The sequence below is a fragment of the Ruegeria sp. YKSD163 genome (assembly GCF_059612905.1).
Genome location: NZ_JBXWRM010000001.1, coordinates 218,144 through 242,048, shown reverse-complemented (window position 1 = coordinate 242,048; position 23,905 = coordinate 218,144). Strand labels below are relative to the sequence as shown.

General features: G+C 64.8%; 23 protein-coding genes. 13 read left to right on the top strand and 10 right to left on the bottom strand.

Annotated features, from left to right (window positions below):
• The first annotated feature begins 145 nt into the window (after positions 1–145).
• A complete protein-coding gene (locus AC2FNA_RS01130; protein ID WP_496823789.1) occupies positions 146–1,690 on the top strand; it encodes a trimethylamine methyltransferase family protein in 1,545 nt (514 codons plus the stop codon).
• Position 1,691: 1 nt separating this feature from the next.
• Here the strand turns inward: AC2FNA_RS01130 and AC2FNA_RS01125 are convergent, their stop codons facing one another.
• A complete protein-coding gene (locus AC2FNA_RS01125) occupies positions 1,692–1,991 on the bottom strand; it encodes a DUF6477 family protein (RefSeq protein ID WP_496823788.1) in 300 nt (99 codons plus the stop codon).
• 240 nt (positions 1,992–2,231) lie between these two features.
• Between AC2FNA_RS01125 and AC2FNA_RS01120 the strand changes: the two genes are divergently transcribed.
• Positions 2,232–3,386, top strand: coding sequence for a DUF6456 domain-containing protein (locus AC2FNA_RS01120; protein ID WP_496823786.1), 1,155 nt, complete (start codon positions 2,232–2,234; stop codon positions 3,384–3,386).
• 41 nt (positions 3,387–3,427) lie between these two features.
• A complete protein-coding gene (locus tag AC2FNA_RS01115; protein WP_496823784.1) occupies positions 3,428–4,390 on the top strand; it encodes a hydrogen peroxide-inducible genes activator in 963 nt (320 codons plus the stop codon).
• Here AC2FNA_RS01115 and AC2FNA_RS01110 read toward each other — a convergent pair.
• The gene (locus tag AC2FNA_RS01110; RefSeq protein WP_496823782.1) at positions 4,387–5,022 is read right to left on the bottom strand and encodes an aquaporin; all 636 of its coding nucleotides are present in this window, start codon (positions 5,020–5,022) and stop codon (positions 4,387–4,389) included. The two genes, AC2FNA_RS01115 and AC2FNA_RS01110, sit on opposite strands and share 4 nt — an antisense overlap.
• Before the next feature lie 155 nt (positions 5,023–5,177).
• A complete protein-coding gene (locus AC2FNA_RS01105; RefSeq protein ID WP_496823781.1) occupies positions 5,178–5,726 on the bottom strand; it encodes a peroxiredoxin in 549 nt (182 codons plus the stop codon).
• 197 nt (positions 5,727–5,923) lie between these two features.
• Here AC2FNA_RS01105 and lipA point away from each other — a divergent pair, with 197 nt between their 5' ends.
• Both lipA and AC2FNA_RS01095 read left to right on the top strand, forming a co-directional pair.
• A complete protein-coding gene (lipA, locus tag AC2FNA_RS01100; protein ID WP_496823780.1) occupies positions 5,924–6,874 on the top strand; it encodes a lipoyl synthase in 951 nt (316 codons plus the stop codon).
• Complete coding sequence (locus AC2FNA_RS01095; protein ID WP_496823779.1) at positions 6,871–8,043, top strand: amidohydrolase; 1,173 nt, start codon at positions 6,871–6,873, stop codon at positions 8,041–8,043. The genes lipA and AC2FNA_RS01095 overlap by 4 nt, the downstream gene beginning before the upstream one ends.
• Here the strand turns inward: AC2FNA_RS01095 and AC2FNA_RS01090 are convergent.
• Together AC2FNA_RS01090 and AC2FNA_RS01085 are read right to left on the bottom strand one after the other, a co-directional pair.
• Positions 8,021–8,905: a c-type cytochrome gene (locus AC2FNA_RS01090; protein ID WP_496823778.1), complete on the bottom strand. Its 885-nt coding sequence runs from the start codon at positions 8,903–8,905 to the stop codon at positions 8,021–8,023. The two genes, AC2FNA_RS01095 and AC2FNA_RS01090, sit on opposite strands and share 23 nt — an antisense overlap.
• A gap of 58 nt (positions 8,906–8,963) precedes the next feature.
• Positions 8,964–9,440, bottom strand: a complete 477-nt coding sequence (locus tag AC2FNA_RS01085) for a c-type cytochrome (RefSeq protein ID WP_011047825.1) — start codon at positions 9,438–9,440, stop codon at positions 8,964–8,966.
• Positions 9,441–9,549: 109 nt separating this feature from the next.
• Between AC2FNA_RS01085 and AC2FNA_RS01080 the strand changes: the two genes are divergently transcribed.
• Positions 9,550–10,401: a LysR family transcriptional regulator gene (locus AC2FNA_RS01080; protein ID WP_496823776.1), complete on the top strand. Its 852-nt coding sequence runs from the start codon at positions 9,550–9,552 to the stop codon at positions 10,399–10,401.
• Positions 10,402–10,461: 60 nt separating this feature from the next.
• On the opposite strand, the gene hpt is transcribed toward AC2FNA_RS01080, so the two are convergent.
• Positions 10,462–11,004, bottom strand: coding sequence for a hypoxanthine phosphoribosyltransferase (hpt, locus tag AC2FNA_RS01075; RefSeq protein WP_496823774.1), 543 nt, complete (start codon positions 11,002–11,004; stop codon positions 10,462–10,464).
• A 74-nt stretch (positions 11,005–11,078) separates the two neighbouring features.
• Here hpt and AC2FNA_RS01070 point away from each other — a divergent pair, with 74 nt between their 5' ends.
• Positions 11,079–11,525 (top strand): type II toxin-antitoxin system RatA family toxin, encoded by a 447-nt coding sequence (locus AC2FNA_RS01070; protein ID WP_496823772.1) that lies wholly within the window; start codon positions 11,079–11,081, stop codon positions 11,523–11,525.
• A gap of 46 nt (positions 11,526–11,571) precedes the next feature.
• Positions 11,572–12,867: an MmgE/PrpD family protein gene (locus tag AC2FNA_RS01065; RefSeq protein ID WP_496823771.1), complete on the top strand. Its 1,296-nt coding sequence runs from the start codon at positions 11,572–11,574 to the stop codon at positions 12,865–12,867.
• 164 nt (positions 12,868–13,031) lie between these two features.
• Here AC2FNA_RS01065 and AC2FNA_RS01060 read toward each other — a convergent pair whose 3' ends face one another.
• The 4 genes from AC2FNA_RS01060 to AC2FNA_RS01045 form a co-directional block, all read right to left on the bottom strand.
• On the bottom strand, positions 13,032–14,213 hold the full coding sequence (locus tag AC2FNA_RS01060) for an ammonium transporter (RefSeq protein ID WP_496823769.1): 1,182 nt from the start codon (positions 14,211–14,213) through the stop codon (positions 13,032–13,034).
• A 154-nt stretch (positions 14,214–14,367) separates the two neighbouring features.
• Positions 14,368–14,847, bottom strand: coding sequence for a CinA family protein (locus AC2FNA_RS01055; RefSeq protein WP_496823767.1), 480 nt, complete (start codon positions 14,845–14,847; stop codon positions 14,368–14,370).
• Positions 14,844–15,341, bottom strand: a complete 498-nt coding sequence (locus AC2FNA_RS01050; RefSeq protein ID WP_496823765.1) for a phosphatidylglycerophosphatase A family protein — start codon at positions 15,339–15,341, stop codon at positions 14,844–14,846. Before AC2FNA_RS01050 ends, AC2FNA_RS01055 begins: the two co-directional genes overlap by 4 nt.
• Positions 15,338–16,471 (bottom strand): bifunctional 2-C-methyl-D-erythritol 4-phosphate cytidylyltransferase/2-C-methyl-D-erythritol 2,4-cyclodiphosphate synthase, encoded by a 1,134-nt coding sequence (locus tag AC2FNA_RS01045; protein ID WP_496823763.1) that lies wholly within the window; start codon positions 16,469–16,471, stop codon positions 15,338–15,340. Before AC2FNA_RS01045 ends, AC2FNA_RS01050 begins: the two co-directional genes overlap by 4 nt.
• 194 nt (positions 16,472–16,665) lie before the next feature.
• Here AC2FNA_RS01045 and dusB point away from each other — a divergent pair, with 194 nt between their 5' ends.
• From dusB to ntrX, 5 genes are all read left to right on the top strand, one after another.
• The gene (gene dusB / locus AC2FNA_RS01040) at positions 16,666–17,649 is read left to right on the top strand and encodes a tRNA dihydrouridine synthase DusB (RefSeq protein ID WP_496823761.1); all 984 of its coding nucleotides are present in this window, start codon (positions 16,666–16,668) and stop codon (positions 17,647–17,649) included.
• Positions 17,646–18,725 carry a two-component system sensor histidine kinase NtrB gene (locus AC2FNA_RS01035; protein ID WP_496823759.1) on the top strand — a complete coding sequence of 360 codons (1,080 nt, stop codon included), beginning with the start codon at positions 17,646–17,648 and terminating at the stop codon, positions 18,723–18,725. The genes dusB and AC2FNA_RS01035 overlap by 4 nt, the downstream gene beginning before the upstream one ends.
• On the top strand, positions 18,725–20,098 hold the full coding sequence (locus tag AC2FNA_RS01030) for a response regulator (RefSeq protein ID WP_496823758.1): 1,374 nt from the start codon (positions 18,725–18,727) through the stop codon (positions 20,096–20,098). Before AC2FNA_RS01035 ends, AC2FNA_RS01030 begins: the two co-directional genes overlap by 1 nt.
• Before the next feature lie 99 nt (positions 20,099–20,197).
• Entirely contained in the window at positions 20,198–22,483 is a 2,286-nt protein-coding gene (locus tag AC2FNA_RS01025; protein ID WP_496823757.1) for a sensor histidine kinase NtrY-like, read from the top strand.
• Positions 22,480–23,895 carry a nitrogen assimilation response regulator NtrX gene (gene ntrX, locus AC2FNA_RS01020; protein WP_496823755.1) on the top strand — a complete coding sequence of 472 codons (1,416 nt, stop codon included), beginning with the start codon at positions 22,480–22,482 and terminating at the stop codon, positions 23,893–23,895. The genes AC2FNA_RS01025 and ntrX overlap by 4 nt, the downstream gene beginning before the upstream one ends.
• The last annotated feature ends 10 nt before the right edge of the window (positions 23,896–23,905 follow it).

Genomic DNA, 23,905 nt, shown 5'->3' with positions numbered 1-23,905 from the left:
GCCGCGCCCGATGGGCGCGGCGTGCTTTCGTGCAAAGGCGCGTTACATGTCGCTTTTCCCCCAAGAGCGCCGCAATCCACGTTCGAAATCGGCAACCGCCTGATAAAAGACAGTCCACGCTAACCAATCACCCAGGGGATCAACCATGGAAGAGGCAATGACCCGGCGGCGCGCCCGGGGCGGCGGTGGTGCCGCCCGCCGTGCCGAACGCTCGGCGGTTGTGATCGAGACCGCCAAATATATCGAACGTAACATCCCCAATTTCGAGGTGCTGAACGAAGAGGCCCTCGAAATCATCGAGACCAATGCCGAGACGGTGCTGGCCGAGATCGGTGTCAACTTCGTCAACAATCCCGCAGCGCTGGATCGCTGGCGCGCGGCCGGGGCCGAGGTCGAGGACGAGCGGGTGCGGATTCCGCGCGGGCTGGCGCGCAAGCTTTGCTCCACCGCACCCAGCCAGTTCACCCAGCATGCCCGTAATCCCGAGAAATCGGTGGTTATCGGCGGTCGCAATCTGGTGCTGGCGCCGGTTTATGGCCCGCCCTTCGTGCGCGATGCACAGGGCGGGCGCCGCTATGCCACGATGGCCGATTTCGAGAAATTCGTGAAACTGGCCTATATGTCGAAATGGCTGCACCATTCCGGCGGCACCGTGTGCGAGCCCACCGACATTCCGGTCAACAAGCGTCACCTGGACATGCTGATGGCGCATATGACACTGAGCGACAAGCCCTTCATGGGGTCGGTTACCGCGCCGGAACGGGCGCAGGATTCGGTCGAGATGTGCGAGATCCTGTTCGGCAAGGAGTTCGTGCGCGACAACACGGTGATGACCTCGCTGGTCAACATCAACTCGCCGATGACCTTCGACGACATCATGATGGGCGCGCTCGAGGTCTATGCGGCCAGCAACCAGGCCTGCATCATCTCTCCGTTCATCGTCGGCGGCGCGATGGCACCGGTTTCGGTAGCCGGTACGCTGACCCAGGTTCTGGCCGAGGTTCTGGCCGGTGTCGCCTATAGCCAGTTGATCCGCCCCGGCGCGCCGGTGATCTTTGGTGCCTTCGTGTCGTCGATCGACATGAATTCGGGCGCCCCCACCTTTGGTACGCCCGAGGCAAGCCTCGTCACCTATGGTGCCGGTCAGTTGGCGCGGCGTCTTGGCCTTCCGTTCCGCTCGGCGGGGTCGTTCTGCGGCTCGAAACTGCCCGATGCACAGGCGGCTTACGAAACGGCTAACTCGCTCAACATGGGGCTGCTCTCGGGCGTGAACTTCATGCTGCATGCCTGTGGTTGGCTCGAAGGTGGCCTGGTGGCGGATTTCGAGAAGTTCGTCATGGATGCAGACCAGCTGGGCGCATTGCACGGGCTGGCCAAGGGCGTCCCCGTCGATGCCGAGCATCAGGCGATGGGCGCCATCCGCGAGGTGGGGCCGGGCGGCCATTACCTTGGCTGTGCCCATACCCAGGCCAATTTCAAATCCGCCTTCTGGAAATCCGAACTGCTCGACTACAAGCCGTTCGAAACTTGGGAGGAAGAGGGCGCGCGCGACACGTATGCGCTGGCCTCAAGCCGGGTGGACAAGCTGCTTGGCGCCTATCAGCAACCCACGCTCGACCCCGAGATCGCTGACGCGCTGGCGGCTTATGTGGCCGAAAAGAAGGCCTCGATGCCCGACGCCTTCATGTAAGTCACGGGTTATGCGGGGCGTGGCTGGTCTGTACCAGCTGCGCCTCGCCCATCATTGCGATCAGCAGGTCCACGTGCCGGGGCAGCGAATATCCCGCATCCTCTGCGCGCCGCTGCTCGTCCAGAACCCTTTCCAGCTCCAACAGCCGTATCAGCGCCGCCGCTGGGCGCGGCAGCTTGCCGTATCCAAGGATACGTTGCAGGTGGCGGTCGCGGTTGTATTCCGCCTGGCCAAAGCGTGCGGCGCGGATCAGCAGGCGCGGGCGGCGCAGTTGCGATACCATGTACATCAGGTCCTGCATGAAGGTTCCTTTCCCGATAACGTTCGCCACATTTTAGCCACAACCCCTGCGGGTGTTGCTTCGATGTGGAAACTACCGAGCGCTGACTTCAGAACTGTTTATCCTTTCGAAACAATCATCGGTTGACCAGCGGCTTTCTTAACGAACGAGTAACCAATGCAACCATAAGGTGTGTGCGCAACTCGGGGGATAACTGCTGGATAAAAGGGTCAGTCAATTTGCCTTTGAGGGTAGGACACGATGGGTAACTGGGCAGAAAACGCCGTCCCCGGCTGGGTTCCCGAAAGCGCGCAGCGCTATCTGGCTCATACCGAGGCGGGGTTCTCGATCCGGGATCTGGCGCGCGGGGCGGGGTGTCATGCCTCGACCGTGCTGCGCCAGATTCGGCGGGTCGAAATGCGGCGGGACGATCCCCTGGTGGACGCGGCGCTCGAGGCTTTGGCGGCCGCCCATTTCCCGCCGCTGAAGCTCAGCAGATCGCCGGTTTCGCGCGGTGGGTCCAAGCCAGAGGATACCGCCCCGATGATGAAGCCCGCCCAACAGACCGAGGAGACCCCCGACGCCGCCACCTTTGACCTTGAGGCCACGCGTATCCTGCGACGGCTGTGCGAAAGCGGCGCGGTGCTGGCGGTGGCCGAGGATATGGACAAGGCCGTGGTGGTGCGTGACGACGGCAAGGGCGGCAATACCCGCACCGCCGTGGTCAGTTGTGCCATGGCGCAGGCGCTGGCGCTCAAGGACTGGATCGCCTGTGACAAGCCGGGCCGGATCAGCCGCTATTACCTGACCACCGCTGGGCGTGGCGCCCTGGGCCGGCTGCTGGCCGAGGCCGAGAATCGCGCCCGCGCCGCCCAGGACGGGTTCGCCGAGGCGCAAAGCCCCTTTGCCGCGCAACACCGGGTGATGGGCGACAAGACGGTTGAGGGCGAGGCGGGCGAACGGCCGCGCCGGGTGCGCTACAACATGGCCGAAAGCCCTCTGATCGCGCTGGCCCGGCGCAAGGATCGCGATGGTCAGCCCTTTCTGGATGATACGTTGGTTCGGGCGGGCGAGCGGCTGCGCGAGGATTTCGAACTGGCGCAGATGGGTCCCAACATCTCGCAGAACTGGGACCGGTTCCTGACCGGCGGCGCGCGGGGAGGCTTTCAGCCCGACAGCGGCATCCGCCACGGCCCCGAGGCCGCCCGCGACCGGGTGGCGCGCGCGCTATCCGATCTGGGGCCGGGGCTGAGCGATGTGGCGCTGCGCTGCTGCTGCTACCTCGAAGGGCTGGAACTGGCAGAGAAACGCATGGGCTGGTCTGCGCGTTCGGGCAAGATCGTGCTGCGGATTGCTCTGCAACGGCTCAAGCGGCATTACGAGGAACAGAGCGGGCGCGATCGACTGATCGGATAATTCCGGGTTGTTGCCGGGGATGATTGCGATATGTTTCTCTTATGAGTTTCACCCTTCGGCAACTCCATTATTTCAAGGCCCTGGTCGAGCAGCGCAACTTTGGTCGCGCGGCCGAGGCCTGTCACGTCTCGCAACCCGCGCTGTCGGTGCAGATCCGCGCTTTGGAAGAGGTGTTGGGCGGACCGCTGGTCGAGCGGCGCGCTCGCGACGTGGTAATGACACCGCTGGGGCGCAGCGTGCTGCCGCTGGTCGATCAAGCTTTGGCCAGTGCCGACCGGCTGGACCGGTTCGCGCGGGATCAGGCAGGTGCGGCAAGCCTGTCTCTGGGCCTCATTCCCACCATGGCGCCCTATCTGCTGCCCGGCGTGCTGGCGGAACTGAGGGCGCAGAACCTGTCGTTGCGGGTGCATGTGCGCGAGGCGCGCACCGAACAACTCTTGCAGGCGCTTCACAAAGGGGAGCTGGATGCGGCGGTGCTGGCGCTGCCGGTGTCCCAGGCGGGGCTGACCTCGGTCGAGCTGTTTCGCGACCGTTTCCTGCTGGCCGGGTCCGAGGCCCGTCTGGCGCGCCTGGCTCAGGGGGCCGAGGCGCTGCGCCCCACCGATCTGCAACCCGCGCAACTGATGTTGCTGGAGGATGGCCATTGCCTGACCGATCAGGCGCTTGAGGTCTGCGGCCATGACCGGGCGGCGGCGGGGATCAACATGGGCGCCTCGTCGTTGGCCACACTATCGAGATTGGTGGCCGAGGGATTCGGTCTCACCCTGATGCCCGAACTGGCCGCGCGCTCGGAACTGGCCGCCGTGCCGGGGCTGCGGCTGCATCGGTTTCCAGCGCCGGAACCGTCCCGTACCGTGGGGCTGGTGCGGCGCAGTTCGACCTATCGGGCGCGCTGGTTCGACGATCTGGAGCGGATCATCCGACAGGTGGGTGAGGGGATCGTGACCGAAGCGCGCAAGGCCCCTCCGCCGCAACCGGCGGAAGGGCTGGGTGCCGCGGGCTAGGCGCGTGTCAACCCGTTCTTGTGCAGGATGCCTGCCAGGGCGCCACCGGCCAGCGGGGCCACCAGGAACAGCCACAGCTGCGCCAACGCCGCGCCGTCGAACAGGTTGCTGGCGATGGACCGGGCCGGGTTGACCGAGACACCGGTGATGGCGATGCCCGCGATATGGATCAACGTCAGGGTCAGGCCGATGGCCAGCCCGGCCACTGGGGTTGCATGCCCGTCCTGGGTTGCGCCAAGGATCACAGTAACAAAGATGAAAGTCGCCACCACCTCGAAGATCAGCGCCGCCGCCAGCCCCTGCGGGCCGATCATGTTCTTGGCCATGGCGGGATCGCCGCTCATCGCGAGAATGACAAAGGCCGCCGCCAGCCCGCCCACGACCTGCGCCACCCAATAGCCGATCATCTCGGGCATCGACATCCGCCCGGCCATGAAGGCGCCGATGCTGACCGCCGGGTTCAGATGTGCGCCCGAGATCGGGCCGATGCCATAGGCCATGGCCACCACCGCCAGACCAAAGGACAGGCTGATGCCCAGCGCGCCCACCTGATCGGCCATAAAGGTAATGGTCGAAAAGCTCATAAAGACCAGCGTGAACGTGCCGATCACTTCTGCAATATTCTTTTTCATGTTCCCTCCCGTGGGGGTATTCCCCTGATTTGATATGCCGGCAGTTGCCGTGTCTTTTTGCCTTATGAAAAAAATCTAACTCACTGGACGGGAAAAAAGTCAAAAAAATACCCGCGCAAGTCGCGCGGGTATCGAAAAATCGTGGGGGCCAGGGGTCAGGCGGCGATTTCGCTATTCGCCGCGACCAGCCAATTCAGCACGGTTTCGGGCGACGAGACGCCATAGGGGTCCTCGGGGCAGTTGTCCATCAGGCCGGGTTCCTCGAACCAGGCCTCGATCTTGCCGTCATTGACGATGGCCGCATAGCGCCACGAGCGCATGCCAAAACCCAGATTGTCCTTGTCAACCAGCATGCCCATCTTGCGGGTGAACTCGCCCGAGCCATCGGGGATCACGGCGACGTTCTTCAGCCCCTGCGCCTCGGCCCATTTGTTCATGACAAAGCTGTCATTCACGGACATGCAATAGATCGCGTCGATGCCCTGAGCCTGGAAATCGCCAAAGCCGTTTTCGAAACCGGGCAGCTGATAGGTCGAGCAGGTGGGGGTGAAGGCGCCGGGCAGCGAAAAGAGCACCACGCGCTTGCCCGCGAAATAGTCGGCGGTGGTCATGTCCTGCCAGCGATAGGGGTTCGGGCCGCCGACGGCCTCGTCGCGCACGCGGGTGCGGAAGGTGACATTGGGAAGGGATGCTCCGGTCTTCATCAGACGATCTCCTTGGAATTTCAATAGGTCGGGCGAGGGTTAGAGCGATTCCAGATCGGCTTCAACCGGGGAAATGCTGCATGTGCAGCATCGCGCCACCCCGAGAATGCATGGCGGTCATGCAGCAGTGGCCTTACTTGTGACGCCGCGTTATGTTAGAGGGTGCCGCAACCGTTCCAGCCAAGGGAAACCGACCCGTGCGTGACCTGAAGATCCCCGAGCAGCGCCACCCTGAAAAGGCGCATCGCCCCGATCAGTCGCAACCCAAGAAACCGGACTGGATCCGGGTCAAGGCGCCGGGGGGCAAGGGTTATGCCGATACCCGCCGGATCATGCGCGACAACAACCTGGTGACTGTCTGTGAAGAAGCCGGATGCCCCAATGTCGGCGAATGCTGGAGCCAGGGCCACGCCACCATGATGATCATGGGCGAGATCTGTACCCGTGGCTGCACCTTCTGCAACATCGCCACCGGGCGGCCCGATGCGCTGGACGCGTTCGAGCCAGGCCGGGTGGCGCATGCGGTCGAGAAACTGGGTCTGAACCATGTGGTGATCACCAGCGTTGACCGCGACGACCTGGCCGATGGCGGTGCCGAGCATTTTGCCCAGACCATTCGTGCCATCCGGCATCGCAGCCCCTCGACCACGGTCGAGATTCTGACACCCGATTTCCTGAAATGCGCGCCCGAGGTGCTGGAAGTGGTGGTCGAGGCGAAACCCGACGTGTTCAACCACAATCTGGAAACCGTGCCGGGCCTTTACCCCGAGGTGCGCCCCGGCGCGCGCTATTTCCACTCGTTGCGCCTGCTCCAGCGGGTCAAGGAACTGGATCCGTCGATCTTTACCAAATCCGGCATCATGGTGGGGCTGGGGGAGACCGAACAGCAGGTGCGCCAGGTGATGGACGACATGCGCGCCGCCGATATCGATTTCCTGACCATCGGCCAGTACCTGCAACCGACGCCGAAACACCACCGGGTCGACCGTTTCGTCACGCCCGAAGAATTCGCGTCTTATGAGAAAGCCGCCTATGGCAAGGGCTTCCTGATGGTCTCGGCAACGCCGCTGACGCGCTCGTCCTACCACGCGGGCGACGATTTTGCGCGCCTGCGGGACGCCCGGCAGAAGAAACTCGGCCTGGCATGACGCCCGACGATCTGGCGCGGCTCACCGCGTTGCGCCATGCGCTGCACCGTGCGCCCGAGATCTCGGGCGCTGAGGGGCGCACCGCTGCGATGGTTGCGGGTCAGTTGCGCGAGATGGGCGCCGACCGGGTGCTGACCGGTCTGGGCGGTCACGGGGTGGTGGCGGTCTTTGACAGCGGCGTCGCGGGGCCCAGCGTTGGCGTGCGTTGCGAGTTGGACGCGCTGCCCATTCCCGAAGAGACCGGCTTGGCCTATGCCAGCGAGACGCCGGGCCACGGGCATCTTTGCGGACATGACGGTCATATGGTCATCGTTCTGGCGGTGGCCGAGGCGCTGGCCATGCGGCGCCCGGCACGGGGCCGAGCGATCCTGATCTTTCAACCGGCCGAGGAAACCGGCAAGGGTGCCATGGCGCTGCGGGCCGATCCGCGCTTTGCCGAGGTGGAGCCCGACACGGTGCTGTCCTTGCACAACCTGCCGGGATTGCCGCTGGGCACGGTCGAGCTTTGCGCGCGTGCGGCCAACTGTGCCTCTCGCGGGATGGCGATCCGGCTTTTTGGCAAAACCTCACATGCGGCGGCGCCGCAGGATGGGCTGTCACCCGCGGGTGTGATGGCGGCGTTGATGCCACGGCTAGCGGCGCTGGGTCCGGGTGGGGCGCTGGACGATGGCTTTGCTTTGACCACGCTCACCCATGCCCGGCTGGGCGAGCCGACATTCGGCGTCGCGCCGGGCGAGGGCACGCTCTGGGTCACGTTGCGCACTGTCACCGATGCGCGCATGGCGGCGCTGGTGGGTGAGGCCGAGGCGCTGGTGTTCGCCCATGCCGACCCTGCGGGGCTGCGCGTCGAGATCGCTTATGACGACGTGTTCGAGGCCTGCACCAACCATCCCGTCGCCGTTGATCTGCTGGCCGAGGCCTGCCGAGCGGGCGATGTGCCGCTGCGCCTGACCGAAGTGCCGCAGAAATTCTCCGAGGATTTCGGGCAATTCGGCAAGGGGGCCGAGGCCGCAATGCTGTGGCTGGGGGCCGGGACCGGTCATCCGCAACTCCACAATCCCGACTATGATTTTCCCGATGCGCTGATCCCGGTGGGGGCCGGTATCTTTGAACGCGCCCTGCGTTCGGTGCTGGGCTCCGGCCCGGTCAATTCGCAGGCAGCGCCTTGAGATAGGCGGCGATTGCGGCACGATCCTCGGGCGGCAGTTGCGCGGTGTTCTGGATCACCTCGGCCATTGCACCGCCCGCGCTGTCGTAATCGGGGGTGAAGCCGGTTTCCAGGTAATAGGCGATGTCCTCGGCGCTCCATTTCAGCGTTTTGGGCGTCAAGTCGGGAAAGCGGCCCTTGCTGCCGGGGATCGGCCCGCCGGACAACCACTTGTCACGCTGCAATCCACCCAGTGCATCGCGCGGGGTGTGGCATTCGCCGCAATGTCCCAGCGCCTCGACCAGATAGCGCCCGCGCGCGATCTGGTCGTCGGCGGGATCGGTCATCACCCAGCCCTTGCCCGTGTTGAGCTGTTTCCACAGCCCCAGGCCCCGCCGGATGTTGAAGGGAAATCCCACATCGTGAGCGCGGCTGGGCGTATCCGAGACGGGCAGGGTGATCAGATAGGCATACAGATCGGCGATATCGCCCAGTTCCGCGTTGGCGTAGGAAACGAAGGGGAACGCGGGATAGTAATGCTGACCCTCGGGCGAGGTGCCGTATTTCATCGCATTGGCCAGGTCCAGCACGCTCCAGCCGCCGATCCCGTGTTCCGGAGAGGGCGAGATATTGGGGGCATAGAAGGTGCCGAAGGGGCTGGCAAAGCCCTCGCCCCCGGCCAGCACCAGCCGCGTTTCGCCCTCAGCCCCCGGCGCGGCGTGGCAGGAGGCGCAACCTGCAGCGGCAAAGACCAGCGCACCGCGCGCGGCATCACCCGCGACACCGTCCAAAGCGCTCTGAGCCAGGCGTTCGGGCCGGGTGAGCAGCCAGAACACCGCAAGGCCGGCAAGCGCCAGCACCGCACCGATGCGCAAGAGCTTCATCCGCGCCTCCGTCAGAAACAAGGAACCGGTCCCAGTCTAGCCGGGACCGGCGCGCGCGTCACTCTTCGGCGCGGAAGGGCTTGTGACACCCGCCGCAAGAGGCGCCAACCGGGCCGATGGCGCCCCGCAGCGCTTCGAGATCGGTGCCGGCGGCGGCCTGCAGGGCCGCGACCGCCTCGCCCATCGCCTGCGACTTGGCGCCTATATCCGAATCAGCGGCCCAGATGGCGGGCAGGGCGCGGGTGCCCTCGACCGAGGCATTGTCCGACCCGGCGGGCCAGGCGGTGGGCATCCAGATCGACTTGGCGGCGGCCAGGTTGTTGGCGGCCAGCGCGGCGGCTTCGGCGTCGTATTCTGCTTCGCCTTTGGCCATCGCGCCAAGAATGCCCAGGTTGAAGGCATAGAGCGTCATCTGCGCCTGGCGGGCCTTGATTTCACGCGCGAATTCGCCCTGTGCGTGGCTACCGGCCAGGGCCAGCCCCCCCACGGCACACAGCGTGGCGGCGGCGATGGCGGTCTTGGTCTTTGCAAACATGTCCCGTCTCCGTTGCGAAAAAGATAATGACAACATCTCCAAGTGTACTTGTGTTAATCTTAGCGGATAGTCTGCATTTCTGGTTAAAGGGTCTTAAATCTTGCACAGATTGAACTGGGACGACCTGCAATTTGTCTTGGCGGTGGTCGAGGCGGGCAGTGTGGCGGGGGCGTCCCGGCGGATGGGGGTCAATCACGCCACCGTTTTGCGCCGGATCGCCGCCTTTGAGGAGAGTGTCGGCACCCAGGTGTTCGACCGGACCCCGCGTGGCTATGTTCTGAGACCCGATCGGCTGCGTCTGATCGCGGCGGCGCGAGAAGTGGGGCAGGCGGTGCAGTCGGTGCATCAATTGGCACAGGGGCTGGACGCGCCCCTGGCCGGCCACGTGCGGGTGACTTCCACCGATACGCTGTGCCAGAGCCTGCTGCCCGAGATCCTCGCCGATCTGCACCAGAGTGCGGGGGAATTGCGGCTATCGCTGATCTCGACCAACAGCCATCTGAACCTGTCGCGGCTAGAGGCCGAACTGACCCTGCGCCCGGCGCCGGTGCTGCCCGAGGGGCTGGTGGGCGAAAGCCCGGTCAGTATGGCATTTGCCGCCTATGCGGCACCTGGCTGCAACACCGCGGGCTGGCTCGGCTTCGACGGAGCGATGCGGAGGTCGCGACCCTGGGCCTGGTTGGAGCCGCAACTTGAGCCTGGGGCGGCAATCGGATCGGCCGACAGTTTCCTGGTGCTGCGCGAGATGGTGGCGCAGGGGCTGGGCCGGGCGTTGCTACCCTGTTTCATCGCCCGCAACGACCCCCGATTGGTACGGCTTGATGTCGGACTGCCACCCGAGACCGCAACCCCGATCTGGGTCGCCTGCCACGAGGAACTGGCCGATGTGCCGCGCCTGATCCGGGTTCGTGGCCTGCTCTGCCAGGCGCTTCGAGACCGGGCGGCGCAACTCGGCCCGTGAGCCGGGGCAAGAAAATCCGACGAATTTTCTTGGATTGCGCCGCGCAGGCAACGCGCCGTATCAGGCTTCGGTAAAGCGGACCTTGCCGATGAAGGGCAGGTTGCGGTTGCGTTGGGCAAAGTCGATGCCATAGCCCACCACAAACTCATCGGGGATCTCGAAGCCGATCCAGTCGGAGCGGAAATCCACTTCGCGCCGGCTGGGTTTGTCCAGCAGCGCAATGGATTTCAGCCGCTTGGGCATCCGGCTGAGCAAGAGATGAGTGACATGGTTCAGAGTATGGCCGGTATCGACGATATCCTCGACCACCAGCACGTCGCGCCCCTCGATCGGGCTGCGCAGATCCTTGAGGATGCGCACCTCGCGGCTCGATTCCATCGCGTCGCCATAAGAGGAGGCTTCGAGGAAATCGACCTCGATCGGCAGGTCGAGCTCGCGCACCAGATCGGCGATGAACACGAAACTGCCGCGCAACAGGCCCACCACGACCAGCTTGTCGGTATCGGCGAACTCGGTCTGGATCTCACGGCACAGCGCCTCGATCCGCGCCGCGATGGCCTTGGCCGAGATCATCTCGTCAATCACATAAGCGCGGTCAGTCATCGCAGCCCCCTTGATCTTTGGCGCGCAACATACGAAATCACGCGCCATTGTCACCAACAAATACCCAAGGACAGATGCCCACACATTCGGAAACACGTCGCCTGCCCTATACCGCCCAGCAGATGTACGATCTGGTTGCCGATGTGGCGAAGTATCCGCAGTTCCTGCCCTGGTGCGCGGCCGCCCGGATCCGCAGCATCACGCCCCAGGGCGCGGCGCAGGTGATGGAGGCCGATCTGGTGATCTCGTTCAAGGTTTTCCGCGAGCGGTTCGGCAGCCGGGTGACCCTGTTTCCAGCCGAGATGCGGATCGATACCGAATACCTGGACGGGCCGTTCAAATACCTGAAATCCGACTGGGCCTTTGCCGATGCGCGCGAGGGGGGCTGCGACGTCTCCTTTCACGTGGATTTCGAGTTCAGGAACGCCATCCTGCAAGGGGTGATCGGTCTTGTGTTCAACGAGGCGATGCAGCGGATCGTGCGCGCCTTCGAGGAGCGCGCGCGGGCACTATACGGCTGAGCGATGCCCTCTTTACGCGGGTCCGTCCGACGCTAGACTGCGCGTCATGCCTGAGTTGACACGCACCCTTGCCGAGTTCGCCACTGGTTCCATTACCACGACGCCCGCCGCCCGGCTGGTCACGTCGCTGTCCGCGCTTGACTGGATCGCGGTCGGTCGGGCCGGGGTCGAGGAGCCGGTTTCGCGCATCCTGCGCGAGATGGTGTTGGAGGAGGGTGGCGCCGGGCGCGCGCATCTGTTCGGCGGCGGCGCGGCACCCCTGCGAGGGGCTGCGCTGGTCAATGGCACCGTGTCCCATGCACTGGATTACGACGACACTCATTTCGCCCATATCGGCCACCCATCTGTGGCGGTGTTTCCCGCCGTACTGGCCATGGCCGAGGCGCGCGATGCCGCGATTGTCGAACTGTTGGAGGCGGCGCTGGTTGGGATGGAACTGTCGGTGCGCGTCGGCCTCTGGCTGGGGCGCGGGCATTATCAGGCGGGGTTTCACCAGACCGCGACTGCCGGCGCCTTTGGCGCCGCCGCCGCGGCCGGACGGCTGGCCGGATTGACGCCGCAGCGGATGGCGCAGGCTCTGGGGCTGACCGCCACCCGCGCCGCCGGGCTCAAGGCGCAGTTCGGCACCATGGGCAAACCCTATAACGCGGGTCTGGCCGCTGCCGCCGGGATCGAGGCGGTGGAGCTGGTGCGACGCGGTTTTGACGCCAATCCGCTGGCGCTGGAGGGCGACTACGGCTTTGGCGCCACCCATCACGGCGCGGGCGAGATGTCGGCGCTGGAGGGGCTGGGTGAAAGCTGGCTGTTCGAACAGGTCAGCCACAAGTTTCATGCTTGCTGTCACGGGCTGCATGCGGCGCTCGAGGCGGCGCGCAGCCTGGATATCGCCGCGCCCGAAGTGGCCACATTGACGGTTCGCACCCATCCGCGCTGGCTAAGCGTGTGTAACCAGCAGGCGCCCACCACCGGGCTGGGGGCCAAGTTCTCCTATGGCACGGTTCTGGCGATGCGGGCGCTGGGGCATGATACCGCGCGTCTTGACAGCTATAGCGATGCCATTTGCGCAGATCCCCGGCTGATCCAGCTGCGCGACCAGATGGAGGTCATCGGCGACGAGAGCCTGAGCGAGACCCAGGCGCATCTGTCGCTCTTGCGCCGTGACGGTCAGCGACAGGAGGTGCGCCATGACCTGATGGCGCCGCTGACGCTTGCCGAGCGCGAGGAACGCGTGCGTGCCAAGGCGGTCAAGCTGATCGGGGGCGGTGCCGCCGACGAGATCTGGGCCTTGCTGCGCACCGGCGGCGGGGCGGCTGATCTGGCGTCGCGTTTGACCGCTGGCTGAAGCGGTATCGCGCGTGCCGCGCGATGCCTCCGGCGGGGATATTTACAGCAAGAGGAAAGAGGGGGTCTTCATGGAGAGGCTGAGGTACCGACCAGAGAAAAGGCGGACCCCTGTTCAGAGATCCGCCTGAGCCCCTTGAGGGCATCGGAACAGCCGAGGTGGGCTCAGCTGCTCATGTCATAGGCCCGCTCGCCATGAACGGAGAGGTCAAGCCCGTTTGTTTCGGTCTCGGCATCTACGCGAAGCGGGGTGATGAGCGCAACCACCTTGACCAACACGATGGTGACAACGGCCGTGAAGACACCCACGATCACCAGCCCGCCCATTTGAGCGGCCCAGCTGCCGGCGCCGAGCACGGCGATCATGAGCGTGCCAAAGATGCCGCCGACCCCGTGCACGGCAAAGACGTCGAGCGTGTCGTCGATCTTCAGCCAGTTGCGCACCAGGTTCACCGCCTCCTGGCAGAGGATACCGGCGACGGCGCCAATGAGCAGTGCTGCGGTGGGGCCGACGAAGCCGCTGGCCGGGGTGATCGAGGCAAGACCTGCGATGGTTCCGGTGACGAGGCCGACCAGCGAGGCCTTGCCGTATTTGATCCGCTCCCACAACGCCCAGCTGAGCGAGGCGGTGGCGGCCGAGATATGGGTGACGGTCAGCGCCATGGCGGCGCCACCATCGGCGGCCAGCTGCGAGCCGCCGTTGAAGCCGAACCAGCCCACCCACAGCATCGCCGCACCGATCATCACGAAACCGGGATTATGCGGCGGGGTGGTGCGGTTGCGGCGCGGCCCCAGCATCACGGCGATGATCAGCGCCGCCAGACCGGCGGTCTCGTGCACGACGATGCCGCCCGCGAAGTCCTTGACGCCAGTTTCGCCGAAGATCCCGCCATCGGCCAGCATGCCGCCACCCCAGATCCAGTGCACCACCGGCGCATAGCAGAGCAGCATCCAGAGACCCGAGAAGGTGAGGACAAAGCCGAAGCCCACGCGCTCGACATAGGCGCCGACGATCAGGGCGGGGGTGATGATGGCGAATGTCATCTGGAAGGCAAAGAACAGGATCTCGGGCAGGGTGCCGCTGAGGCTTTCGGCAGTAACACCGGCCAGCATCACCTTGTCCAAACCGCCCCAAAGCCCCGATGTGCCGCCGCCAAAGGCGATGGAATAGCCCGCCACCAGCCAGAGCACGCTCATCAGGCAGGCAATGGCGAAACAGTGCATGAAGACGCTCAGCACATTGCGAGCGCGCACGAGGCCGCCATAGAACAGGGCCAGCCCCGGCAATGTCATGAAGAGGACCAGGGCCGTGGCCACGATGATCCAGGCGGTATCGGCTCCGTTCATGGGCCGCTCTCCTTTGCTGCGAATGCGAGTGGTGAGAGCGGTTGTGCGGATTTAGGGCGCGGGAAAAAGAGGCGGCCTGCCGGAAACCTGCCTGTTTTTGCCGCTTTTTTTCAAGTGATGAAAAAAGTGGCGCTCCGGCCCGGGCTTTGCCGGTTCAGGCAGCGATCATGGAAAGGCCGCGACCCAGCAGCGCCAGGGCATGGTCGCGGGCGGCGGTGCGTACCTGTGCGCGGCCCAACGCGCCGAACTCGACTGTCTCGCTGCTGGTGGCGATGCCATCGCCCGCCAGCGCGAAACAGACCCGGCCTTCGGGCTTGAACTCGGATCCGCCTGGGCCGGCGATGCCGGTGATCGACACGGCCAGCATGGCGCGGGAATGATCCAGCGCGCCCTCGGCCATCTCACGCGCGACCTGTTCGGACACCGCGCCATACGAGTCGAGCGTGGCCTTGCGCACGCCCAGCATCTCTTGTTTGGCACTGTTGGAATAGGTGACGAACCCGCGTTCGACAACGTCGGAACTTCCGGGAATGTCGGTCAGGGCGGCGATCACCATGCCGCCCGTACAGCTTTCGGCGGTGGCGATCTTGGTGCCCTGTTTTCGGGCACGCTCCAGCAGGTCGGCAACAGTCATAGGCCCAGTACTCCATGAGAAAAGCCCGCCAGCAGGGCAGTGCAGATGGCGGCAAAAAGACCGGCGATGATATCGTCCAGCATCACTCCCATCGGGTCGCCCCGGCGGTCGGCCCAGCCGACCGGGCCGGGCTTGGTGATGTCGAACAGGCGAAACAGGACAAAGGCCGCGATCCAGCCGGGCCAGAGCACCGAGATGTCGAGCCCGTGCAACCAGGCGGGCAGGGAGAGCGCCCAGAGCGCCAGGAACTGGCCCGCCACCTCGTCGATGACGATTTCCGAGGGGTCGTGATCGGCCTTACCCGCGGTCATCACCCGCGTCGCCCAGAGTCCGGCGAAATAGGCGCCCGCAGTGGCCAGCGCCAGCAGGGGAAAGCCGCCCAGCTGATGCAGGACCCAGGCCAGCGGCAGCGCCGCCAGCGAACCCCAGGTGCCCGGCGCGGGTCGCAGATAGCCGACGCCGCCGACGGTGCCGATCAGCGACGCGACACTCATGGTTTCACCAGACAGGCGGTGGCCAGCGCGGCGATCCCTTCGCCCCGGCCGGTGAAACCCAACCGCTCGGAGGTGGTGGCCTTGACCGATACACGGCCTGCATCCAGCTCCATGATCCGGGCCATTTCCTGTTGCATTGCAACGGCGTGCGGGCCGATCTTGGGGTATTCGCAAACCAGCGTGCAGTCGATGTTCGACACAATGAACCCACGCGCGCGCACCAGATCGACCGCATGGCGCAGGAAAATCTCGCTGGCCGCGCCCTTCCATTGTGGGTCCGAGGGGGGGAAATGGCGGCCGATATCGCCCTCGGCCAGGGCGCCATAAAGCGCGTCAGTGACCGCATGCATGCCCACATCGGCGTCGGAATGCCCTTGCAGGCCCCGGTCATGCGGCACCCTGATACCGCAGAGGATCACGTGATCGCCCGGTCCGAACCGGTGCACGTCATATCCGTTGCCAAGCCTTACATCCATATCCTGCCTCAATATCCGTTCGGCGCGGGCGAAATCCTCGGCCCGCGTGATTTTCAGGTTGTCCGGGTCGCCGGGTACGATGGCCACCCTCAGCCCGGCGGCGCGCGCCACCTCGACATCATCCGCCGCAGCGCCAGGATGGGCGGCATGGGCCGCGACGATGGCGCCATAGCGAAAGCCCTGCGGCGTCTGCGCAGCAAACAGCCCGTCACGGTCGCGGGTGCCGGTCACCAGACCCTCGGCCCCGGTCCAGAGCGCATCGGTCACCGCCAGCCCGGGCGCCGCGCCGGGATGGCTGTCGAGCGCGTCCAGAACGGCACCGATCGTAGCGGCCGAGACACAGGGACGAGCGACGTCATGGATCAGCACCTTGGTGATGTCCAGACCGTCCAGCGCCGCCAGCCCATTTCGGACCGAGCCCGCGCGATCAGAACCGCCCGGCGCCAGGATCAGCGGGGTCGTGGCAAACTCGTCCCAGGCGTCGTGGTCCTCGGGATGCAGCACCAGAACCACATGGGTGATCTGTGGGAGCGCAAAGCGGTCCAGCGTCCAGTCGGCGACCCGGCGCCCGGCCAGCGGGCGCCATTGTTTGGGCATGCCCCCGCCCGCGCGGGTGCCACGCCCGGCGGCAACGATGATGGCGGCTGTGGTCATGGTGGTCCTCGGGCGCGGGGCAGGCGGGTGATGCCCGATCTTTATGGGGTGACGCCTTCGCTGGCAATGACCCGTGGTGAATCGATTAAAAATTAGGCAGATGCGTAATTCCTGGCCCTTGATTAGGCGCGATTCATTGTGCAATGGCCGTGGCTTCATTACCAAGACCTCAATTGCACAAGGATTAGGCACAGGTGACGCTGCATCTCGGAGACAAGACCCTGACCCCGCCGGTGATCCTGGCGCCGATGGCCGGAATCACCGACCGGCCCTTTCGCGACCTGGTGATGGAATTCGGCGCCGGCATGGTGGTGAGCGAGATGGTCGCCAGCCAGGAGATGGTGCAGGCCAAACCGGGCGTGCGCGAGCGGGCGGAACTGTCGGCGGATGTGGAAAACACCGCCGTGCAGCTGGCCGGGCGCGATACGCACTGGATCGCCGAGGCCGCCCGTCAGGTTGCCGACCGGGGCGCGCGGGTGATCGATATCAATATGGGTTGTCCGGCCAAGAAGGTGACCAACGGCTATTCCGGCTCGGCCCTGCTCAAGACTCCCGATCACGCATTGCGCCTGATCGAGGCGGTCGTGGGGGCCGTAGAGGTGCCGGTGACGCTCAAGACCCGTCTGGGCTGGGACGATACGCTGATGAACGCACCCGATGTGGCGCGGCGCGCGGCTGATGCCGGCGTGCGGATGGTCACCATCCATGGCCGCACCCGTTGTCAGTTCTACAAGGGACGCGCCGATTGGGCGGCGATTGCGGCAGTGCGCGCGGCGGTCGATGTGCCGCTGATCGCCAATGGCGATATTACCTGCGCCGACACGGCCCGGCAGGCGCTGGAGCGGTCTGGCGCCGATGGCGTGATGGTGGGGCGCGGCGCACAGGGGCGACCCTGGCTGCTGGCGCAGATTTCCCATGCGCTGTATGGCACGCCCGCGCCAGAGGTGCCGCAGGGTGCGGTGCTGGCCGACATGGTGGCGCGCCACTATCAGGCGATGCTGGATTTCTATGGGCGCGACCTGGGCCTGCGCGTGGCGCGCAAGCATCTGGGATGGTACATGGACGAGGCCGGCACCCCGGTCGTGCTGCGCAAACAGGTGCTGACCACGCGCGACCCCGATGCCGTGTTGCGCCTGCTGCCCGAGGCGCTGAACGGCGCGGCGGAGGCGGCGGCATGAGCGCTGAGAACGCCATCTGGGCCTCGCTGCCGGTGCCTGCCTTCCTGATCGATGCGGGCAACCGGATCGTCGACGTGAACTCTGCCGCCGAAGGTTTCCTGAACCTGTCGCGCAAGGCGGTGCTGGGTCAACCGGTCTGGGATCAGCTGGCCATCGACGCGCCGATCGAACCGGCGTTCGAACGTGCCCGCACCCAGGGCACGCCCCTGTTTGTCAACGATATAGATGTCGGCTCGGGCAATCGCGCACCGCTGCAATGCGCCATCCAGATCGCCCCCCTGATCGGCAGTCCCGGCGTGATGATGATGCTGGTCAGCCCGCGCGAGTTGGCCGGGCGGATGACGCAAAGCCATTCGGTGAAATCGGCGGCGCAATCCGCCATCGGCATGGCCGAGATGCTGGCACACGAGATCAAGAACCCGCTGGCGGGCATCACCGGCGCCGCCCAGCTTCTGAGCATGAACCTTGCGGCCGAAGACCTTGAACTCACGGATCTTATCGTGGCCGAAAGCCGCCGTATCGTAAAGCTGCTGGAGCAGGTCGAACAGTTCGGCAATCTCAGCGTGCCCGATTTCAAGCCGGTCAATATTCACGACGTGCTGGACCGCGCCCGACGCTCGGCTCTGCTGGGCTTTGGCGCGCATATGAAGATCATCGAGGATTACGATCCCTCGCTGCCTCTGGCCTATGGCGATCCCGACCAGCTGTTGCAGGTGGTGTTGAACCTGCTGAAAAACGCCTCCGAGGCGGCGCCGGGTGGCGGCACCATCCGGCTGCATACCTATTTCGAACATTCCTTCCGCCTGCGCCGCAATGACGGCTCGGGCCATTCCCTGCCGCTTCAGGTCGAGGTGATCGATGACGGTCCGGGCCTGCCCGAAGAGATCCGCGCCGATATCTTCGATCCCTTTGTTTCGGGGCGCGAGAATGGCACCGGGCTGGGCCTGGCGCTGGTGAGTAAGATCATTTCCGACCATGACGGCTGGATCGCCGTCGATTCGGTCCCTGGCCGCACGGTGTTCCGCCTGTCGCTGCCCAGGGTGCCGAAGCAAAGCGGCGAAAAGGAGAGCAACTGATGGATGGCACGGTTCTGGTGGCCGACGATGACCGCACGATCCGCACGGTGCTGACCCAGGCGCTGACGCGGGCGGGGTGCAAGGTGCATGCGACCTCGTCCCTGACCACGCTGATGCGCTGGGTGGCCGAGGGCAAGGGCGATGTGGTGATCTCGGATGTGATCATGCCCGATGGCAACGGGCTGGAGATGCTGCCCAAGATCGCCCAGGACCGGCCCGGCCTGCCGGTGATCGTGATCTCGGCCCAGAACACCATCATGACCGCGATCCAGGCCGCCGAGGCCGAGGCCTATGATTACCTGCCCAAACCCTTTGACCTGCCTGACCTGATGAAACGCACCGCGCGTGCGCTGGAGCAGAAGCGGCGCAGCGCGCCCTCCGAGCCGCGCGACGAGGTCGCCGAGCGGCCCGACGAGTTGCCGCTGGTCGGGCGCACCCCGGCGATGCAGTCGCTTTACCGACTGGTGGCCAAGGTGATGAACACCGACCTGCCGGTGATGATCTCGGGCGAAAGCGGTACCGGCAAGTCGCTGATCGCGCGCACCATCCACGATTTCTCGGACCGCCGCACCTTGCCCTTCATCTCGGTCACCGCCGCAGACCTGATGGAACTCGAAGGGCCGGCGCGGGTGCTGGCGCGGGTCAAGGGCGGCACGCTGCTGATCGACGAGATCGCCGATATCAGCGACGAGATTCAGGGCCGGATCGTGCGGATGATGGATGCGCCCGGCGATTACGTGCCGCGTTTCATGGCCACCAGCCAGGGCGATCCGGCCCGCGCGATGGAGACGGGCAAACTGCGGCGCGACCTGTATTACAGGCTATGCGGGGCGCCCATCCATGTGCCCGCCCTGCGCGAGCGGGTGGACGATATACCGCTGTTGACCGAGTATTTCATGGCCAAGGCCGAACGCGAGGGGGCGCCAAAGCGCTGGTTGGGCACCGGCGCGGCCGAACTGTTCCGCCTCTATTCCTGGCCGGGCAATGTTCGGCAACTTGAAAACGCGGTGCGCCGGTTGTCGCTGATCAGCCGGGCCGAGGAGATTTCGCGAACCGAGGTCGAGCAGGTGCTGGGCAATCAGCCCGAACTGGAACCCGCGCTTGGAGGGCACGGCGATGCCGAAAAGCTTTCGGGCTCGGTTGCGCGGCATCTGAGGCGGTATTTCGACCTGCACGGCAATGTCCTGCCGCCGCCGGGCCTGTACCAGCGCATCCTGCGCGAAGTCGAGGCGCCGCTGATCGAAATCGCGCTCGAAGCATCGGGCGGCAATCAGGCAAAATGCGCCGATCTTCTGGGGATCAACCGGAATACGTTGCGCAAGAAAATCACCGATCTCGATATAGAGGTGACACGGCGGCGCAAACTGATGTAATATCGCCACACAAAGCGTGGCATCCGGGCCGCAACCCGGCAAAGACCACGAAATATGGCGGTAAGCCGCTTCGGCGGCACATCAGGATGAGGGCAGCAGGTGGCAACCCGGTCACAGAACGGGACGTTTCTTTCGCTCAGCGAATGGCGCAAGACGCGAAAAGCCCGCAATATCGGGACCTTGGGCCTGGTTGTTCTGGGGCCGATCCTGACCGTTGCGACCTATCTGGTGACCGGACCCTTCGATCTGGGGGCCGGGTCGACCACGTTGCGACTCATCCTGCTTGCAGACCTTGTCTATATCCTGGTTCTGGCGGCGCTGGTGCTGTCGCAGGTGGGGCGGCTGGTGGCCGCCCGGCGCGAGAAATCGGCGGGATCCCGCCTGCACCTGCGCCTGATCGGGGTGTTTACCCTGTTGGCGCTTATCCCGACGATCACGGTGGCTATCTTTGCCGGGCTCACGCTCAATATCGGGCTCGAAGGCTGGTTCTCGGACCGGGTGCGCAACGTGGTCGGCAGCTCGCTCGCGGCGGCCGAGGCCTATGAGCTGGAACACCGCGAGGGGCTGACCCAGGACGCCCGCGCATTGGCCCGCTATCTGGATCAGGCACGTTCGCTCAATTTCTTCATCTCTGATGCCGAGCTGCGCGGTGTGCTGGCCCAGGGTCAGGGCCAGATTCAGCGCGGCCTGCGCGAAGCTTACGTGGTGGACGGCGGCGGCGAGATCAGGGCGCGTGGCGACCGGTCCTATCAGTTCGATTACGAGCAACCCGCGCCCGACCAGTTCCGCGCCGCCCAGACCAACGGTCATGTCATCATCCAGGATTGGGACAACAGCGAATTTCGCGCGCTGGTGATGCTTCAGGCCTATCCTGACCGTTATCTCTATGTCAGCCGAGAGGTGGATGGCGAGATCCTCAACCTGCTCGACGATACCAAGGAAACGGTGCACCTGTACCAGCAGCTCGAGAATGAACGGGGTCGGGTGCTGTTCGAATTCGGCCTGCTGTATCTGGGCTTTGCGGTGATCCTGATCCTGGCCGCGGTCTGGCTGGGCCTGTGGTTCGCCGAACGCCTGTCGCGCCCGGTGGGGCGGTTGACCACGGCGGCGCAGCGGGTCGGGGGCGGCGATCTGAGCGTACAGGTGCCCGAGGAACAGGGTGACGACGAGATCGCCATGCTGGGGCGGTACTTCAACCAGATGACACGCCAGTTGAAGGGACAACGCGACACGCTTTTGGAAAACACCCACCAGATCGAACGCCGCCGGCGGTTGTTCGATTCCGTGCTCAGCTCGGTCACTTCGGGCGTGGTCGGGCTGGACGCGCAGGGGCGGGTGACCTTCGTCAACCGCTCGGCCGAACGGCTGCTCGACTGGTCGGGCGATGAACAAAGCCTCGACCTGGCGGTGGCTGTGCCCGAGTTCGTGCCCTTGTTCGAGAGCCTTGTCGGGACCGCGCAGGAAACCGTGCAGGCCGAGATCAAGGTGACCCGCAAGGGGCAGCTGGAAAACCTGCTGGTCCGCATGTCCACCCGGCGCGGCGAGGATGACACGCTGGAAGGCTACGTGGTCGCCTTTGACGATGTCACCGACCTGGTCAGCGCCCAGCGGATGGCGGCCTGGGGCGATGTGGCCCGGCGCATCGCGCATGAGATCAAGAACCCGCTGACCCCCATCCAACTGAGCGCCGAGCGCATCAAGCGCAAGTTCTCGCGCAAGCTGGACGAGGCCGATTGCGACAGCCTGGAATCTATGACCGATGTGATCGTGCGCCAGACCAACGACCTGCGCCGCATAGTTGACGAATTCTCGAAATTCGCCCGCATGCCCGAACCCGACCGGCACGAAGAGAATCTGACCCGGCTGGTGCGCGACGCGGTGCTGCTGCAACAGACCGGTCAGCCGGATGTGCGCATCAGTGCCGATCTGCCCGATGCGCCCCTGATGGGCAATGTGGATGCTACCATGCTCAGCCAGGCGCTGACGAACCTGATCAAGAACGCGGGTGAAGCGATTGAAAGTCTGATTAAAAAGGGCGTACCTGGCAATCTTTCCCCCGAGATACGGGTGACCCTGTCGGGCGATGCCGATGGCAGCCAGATCACCATTGCCGACAACGGGATCGGCCTGCCCGAGGACAGGGCGCGCCTGTTCGAACCTTATGTCACCACCCGCGACGAGGGCACCGGGCTGGGCCTGCCCATCGTCAAGAAGATCATCGAGGAACATGGCGGGACGCTGCATCTGGAGGATGCGCCCGTCTTTGACGGCCAGGACCATTTCGGCGCCATGGCCGTTATCCGACTGCCGGGCTACGACCCGGCCTCCAGATCCGCCATGCAGAGACAGGCGGCCAGAAACAAGGCGAAAGCAGGACCGACATGAGTGATATTCTGATCGTTGATGACGAACGCGACATTCGGGAATTGGTCTCGGATATTCTCGAGGACGAGGGCTATACCACCCGTTTGGCGGGCACGTCCGATGAATGCATGGCCGAAATAAACTCTGAACCACCGGGTCTGTTGATCCTCGACATCTGGCTGAAGGACAGCCGGATGGATGGAATCGACATCCTCAAGACCGTGAAACGTGACAACCCGGATGTCCCGGTAGTGATCATCTCGGGGCACGGCAATATCGAAATCGCGGTGGCCGCGATCAAGCAGGGCGCTTATGATTTCATCGAGAAACCGTTCAATATCGACCAGTTGATGGTGGTGATCCGCCGCGCGATGGAAACTTCACGCTTGCGCCGCGAGAATGCGCAACTGAAACGCCGCGAAGTGACCAGCGCCGAGATGATCGGCCAGTCGGCAGCGTTCCGCACCATGATCGGCCAGCTCGACAAGGTGACCAAATCCAATGGCCGGGTGATGTTGCGCGGGCCGGCGGGTGCGGGCAAGGAGATTGCGGCGCGCTATATCCATGCCCATTCCAACCGTGCCAATGCGCCCTTTGTCACCGTCAACTGCGCCGGGGTCGAGCCGGAGCGGATGGAAGAGATGCTGTTCGGTCGTGAAAGCCAGGAGCGTGGTGTCGAACCCGGTCTGCTGGAACAGGCCCATGGTGGTGTGGTGTTCTTTGACGAAGTGGCGGACATGCCGTCCGGAACCCAGTCGAAAATCCTGCGGGTGCTGGTGGATCAGCAATTCCAGCGCGTCGGCGGCACCGACAAGGTGCGGGTCGATCTGCGGGTGATCTCGTCCACCAACCGCGATCTCGAGGCCGAGATTCAGGCCGAACGCTTCCGCCAGGAGCTGTATCACCGTCTGAACGTGGTGCCGATCGCGGTGCCCTCTCTTGAGGACCGGCGCGAGGATATTCCGGTTCTGGCAGGCTATTTTATCGAACAATGCCACCAGAGCCAGGGCCTCCCACTGCGCGAGTTGAGTGACGAGGCGGTCGCGTTGATGCAGACCATGTCCTGGCCGGGCAATGTGCGCCAGCTCAAGAACCTGATCGAACGGGTGTTGATCCTGGGCGAGGGCACCGGTGCCATCGAGGCGCGCGAGTTGCCCAGCGACGAGGACAAGGCCGCCGAAGAGGGCCGGGTGGTGTTGTCGGGCGCGCTGGCGACGCTGCCGTTGCGCGAGGCGCGCGAGGCGTTCGAGCGCGAATACCTGCTGACCCAGATCAACCGGTTCGGCGGCAATATCAGCCGCACCGCCAGTTTCGTCGGGATGGAGCGCAGCGCGCTGCACCGCAAGCTGAAATCGTTGGGCGTGGTCACCTCCAGCAAGTCGGGCGCCCGCGTGGCACATATGGACGAAGAAGAGGTGGAGGCCGCCGAGTAAGGGGAGCGGT

Bases quoted from the DNA above. Each gene is read 5' to 3' on its own strand.
- AC2FNA_RS01130 (WP_496823789.1), top strand. From the start codon at position 146: ATGGAAGAGGCAATGACCCGGCGGCGCGCCCGGGGCGGCGGTGGTGCC.
- AC2FNA_RS01125 (WP_496823788.1), bottom strand. From the start codon at position 1,991: ATGCAGGACCTGATGTACATGGTATCGCAACTGCGCCGCCCGCGCCTG.
- AC2FNA_RS01120 (WP_496823786.1), top strand. From the start codon at position 2,232: ATGGGTAACTGGGCAGAAAACGCCGTCCCCGGCTGGGTTCCCGAAAGC.
- AC2FNA_RS01115 (WP_496823784.1), top strand. From the start codon at position 3,428: ATGAGTTTCACCCTTCGGCAACTCCATTATTTCAAGGCCCTGGTCGAG.
- AC2FNA_RS01110 (WP_496823782.1), bottom strand. From the start codon at position 5,022: ATGAAAAAGAATATTGCAGAAGTGATCGGCACGTTCACGCTGGTCTTT.
- AC2FNA_RS01105 (WP_496823781.1), bottom strand. From the start codon at position 5,726: ATGAAGACCGGAGCATCCCTTCCCAATGTCACCTTCCGCACCCGCGTG.
- AC2FNA_RS01095 (WP_496823779.1), top strand. From the start codon at position 6,871: ATGACGCCCGACGATCTGGCGCGGCTCACCGCGTTGCGCCATGCGCTG.
- AC2FNA_RS01090 (WP_496823778.1), bottom strand. From the start codon at position 8,905: ATGAAGCTCTTGCGCATCGGTGCGGTGCTGGCGCTTGCCGGCCTTGCG.
- AC2FNA_RS01085 (WP_011047825.1), bottom strand. From the start codon at position 9,440: ATGTTTGCAAAGACCAAGACCGCCATCGCCGCCGCCACGCTGTGTGCC.
- hpt (WP_496823774.1), bottom strand. From the start codon at position 11,004: ATGACTGACCGCGCTTATGTGATTGACGAGATGATCTCGGCCAAGGCC.
- AC2FNA_RS01070 (WP_496823772.1), top strand. From the start codon at position 11,079: ATGCCCACACATTCGGAAACACGTCGCCTGCCCTATACCGCCCAGCAG.
- AC2FNA_RS01065 (WP_496823771.1), top strand. From the start codon at position 11,572: ATGCCTGAGTTGACACGCACCCTTGCCGAGTTCGCCACTGGTTCCATT.
- AC2FNA_RS01060 (WP_496823769.1), bottom strand. From the start codon at position 14,213: ATGAACGGAGCCGATACCGCCTGGATCATCGTGGCCACGGCCCTGGTC.
- AC2FNA_RS01055 (WP_496823767.1), bottom strand. From the start codon at position 14,847: ATGACTGTTGCCGACCTGCTGGAGCGTGCCCGAAAACAGGGCACCAAG.
- AC2FNA_RS01050 (WP_496823765.1), bottom strand. From the start codon at position 15,341: ATGAGTGTCGCGTCGCTGATCGGCACCGTCGGCGGCGTCGGCTATCTG.
- AC2FNA_RS01045 (WP_496823763.1), bottom strand. From the start codon at position 16,471: ATGACCACAGCCGCCATCATCGTTGCCGCCGGGCGTGGCACCCGCGCG.
- AC2FNA_RS01035 (WP_496823759.1), top strand. From the start codon at position 17,646: ATGAGCGCTGAGAACGCCATCTGGGCCTCGCTGCCGGTGCCTGCCTTC.
- AC2FNA_RS01030 (WP_496823758.1), top strand. From the start codon at position 18,725: ATGGATGGCACGGTTCTGGTGGCCGACGATGACCGCACGATCCGCACG.
- ntrX (WP_496823755.1), top strand. From the start codon at position 22,480: ATGAGTGATATTCTGATCGTTGATGACGAACGCGACATTCGGGAATTG.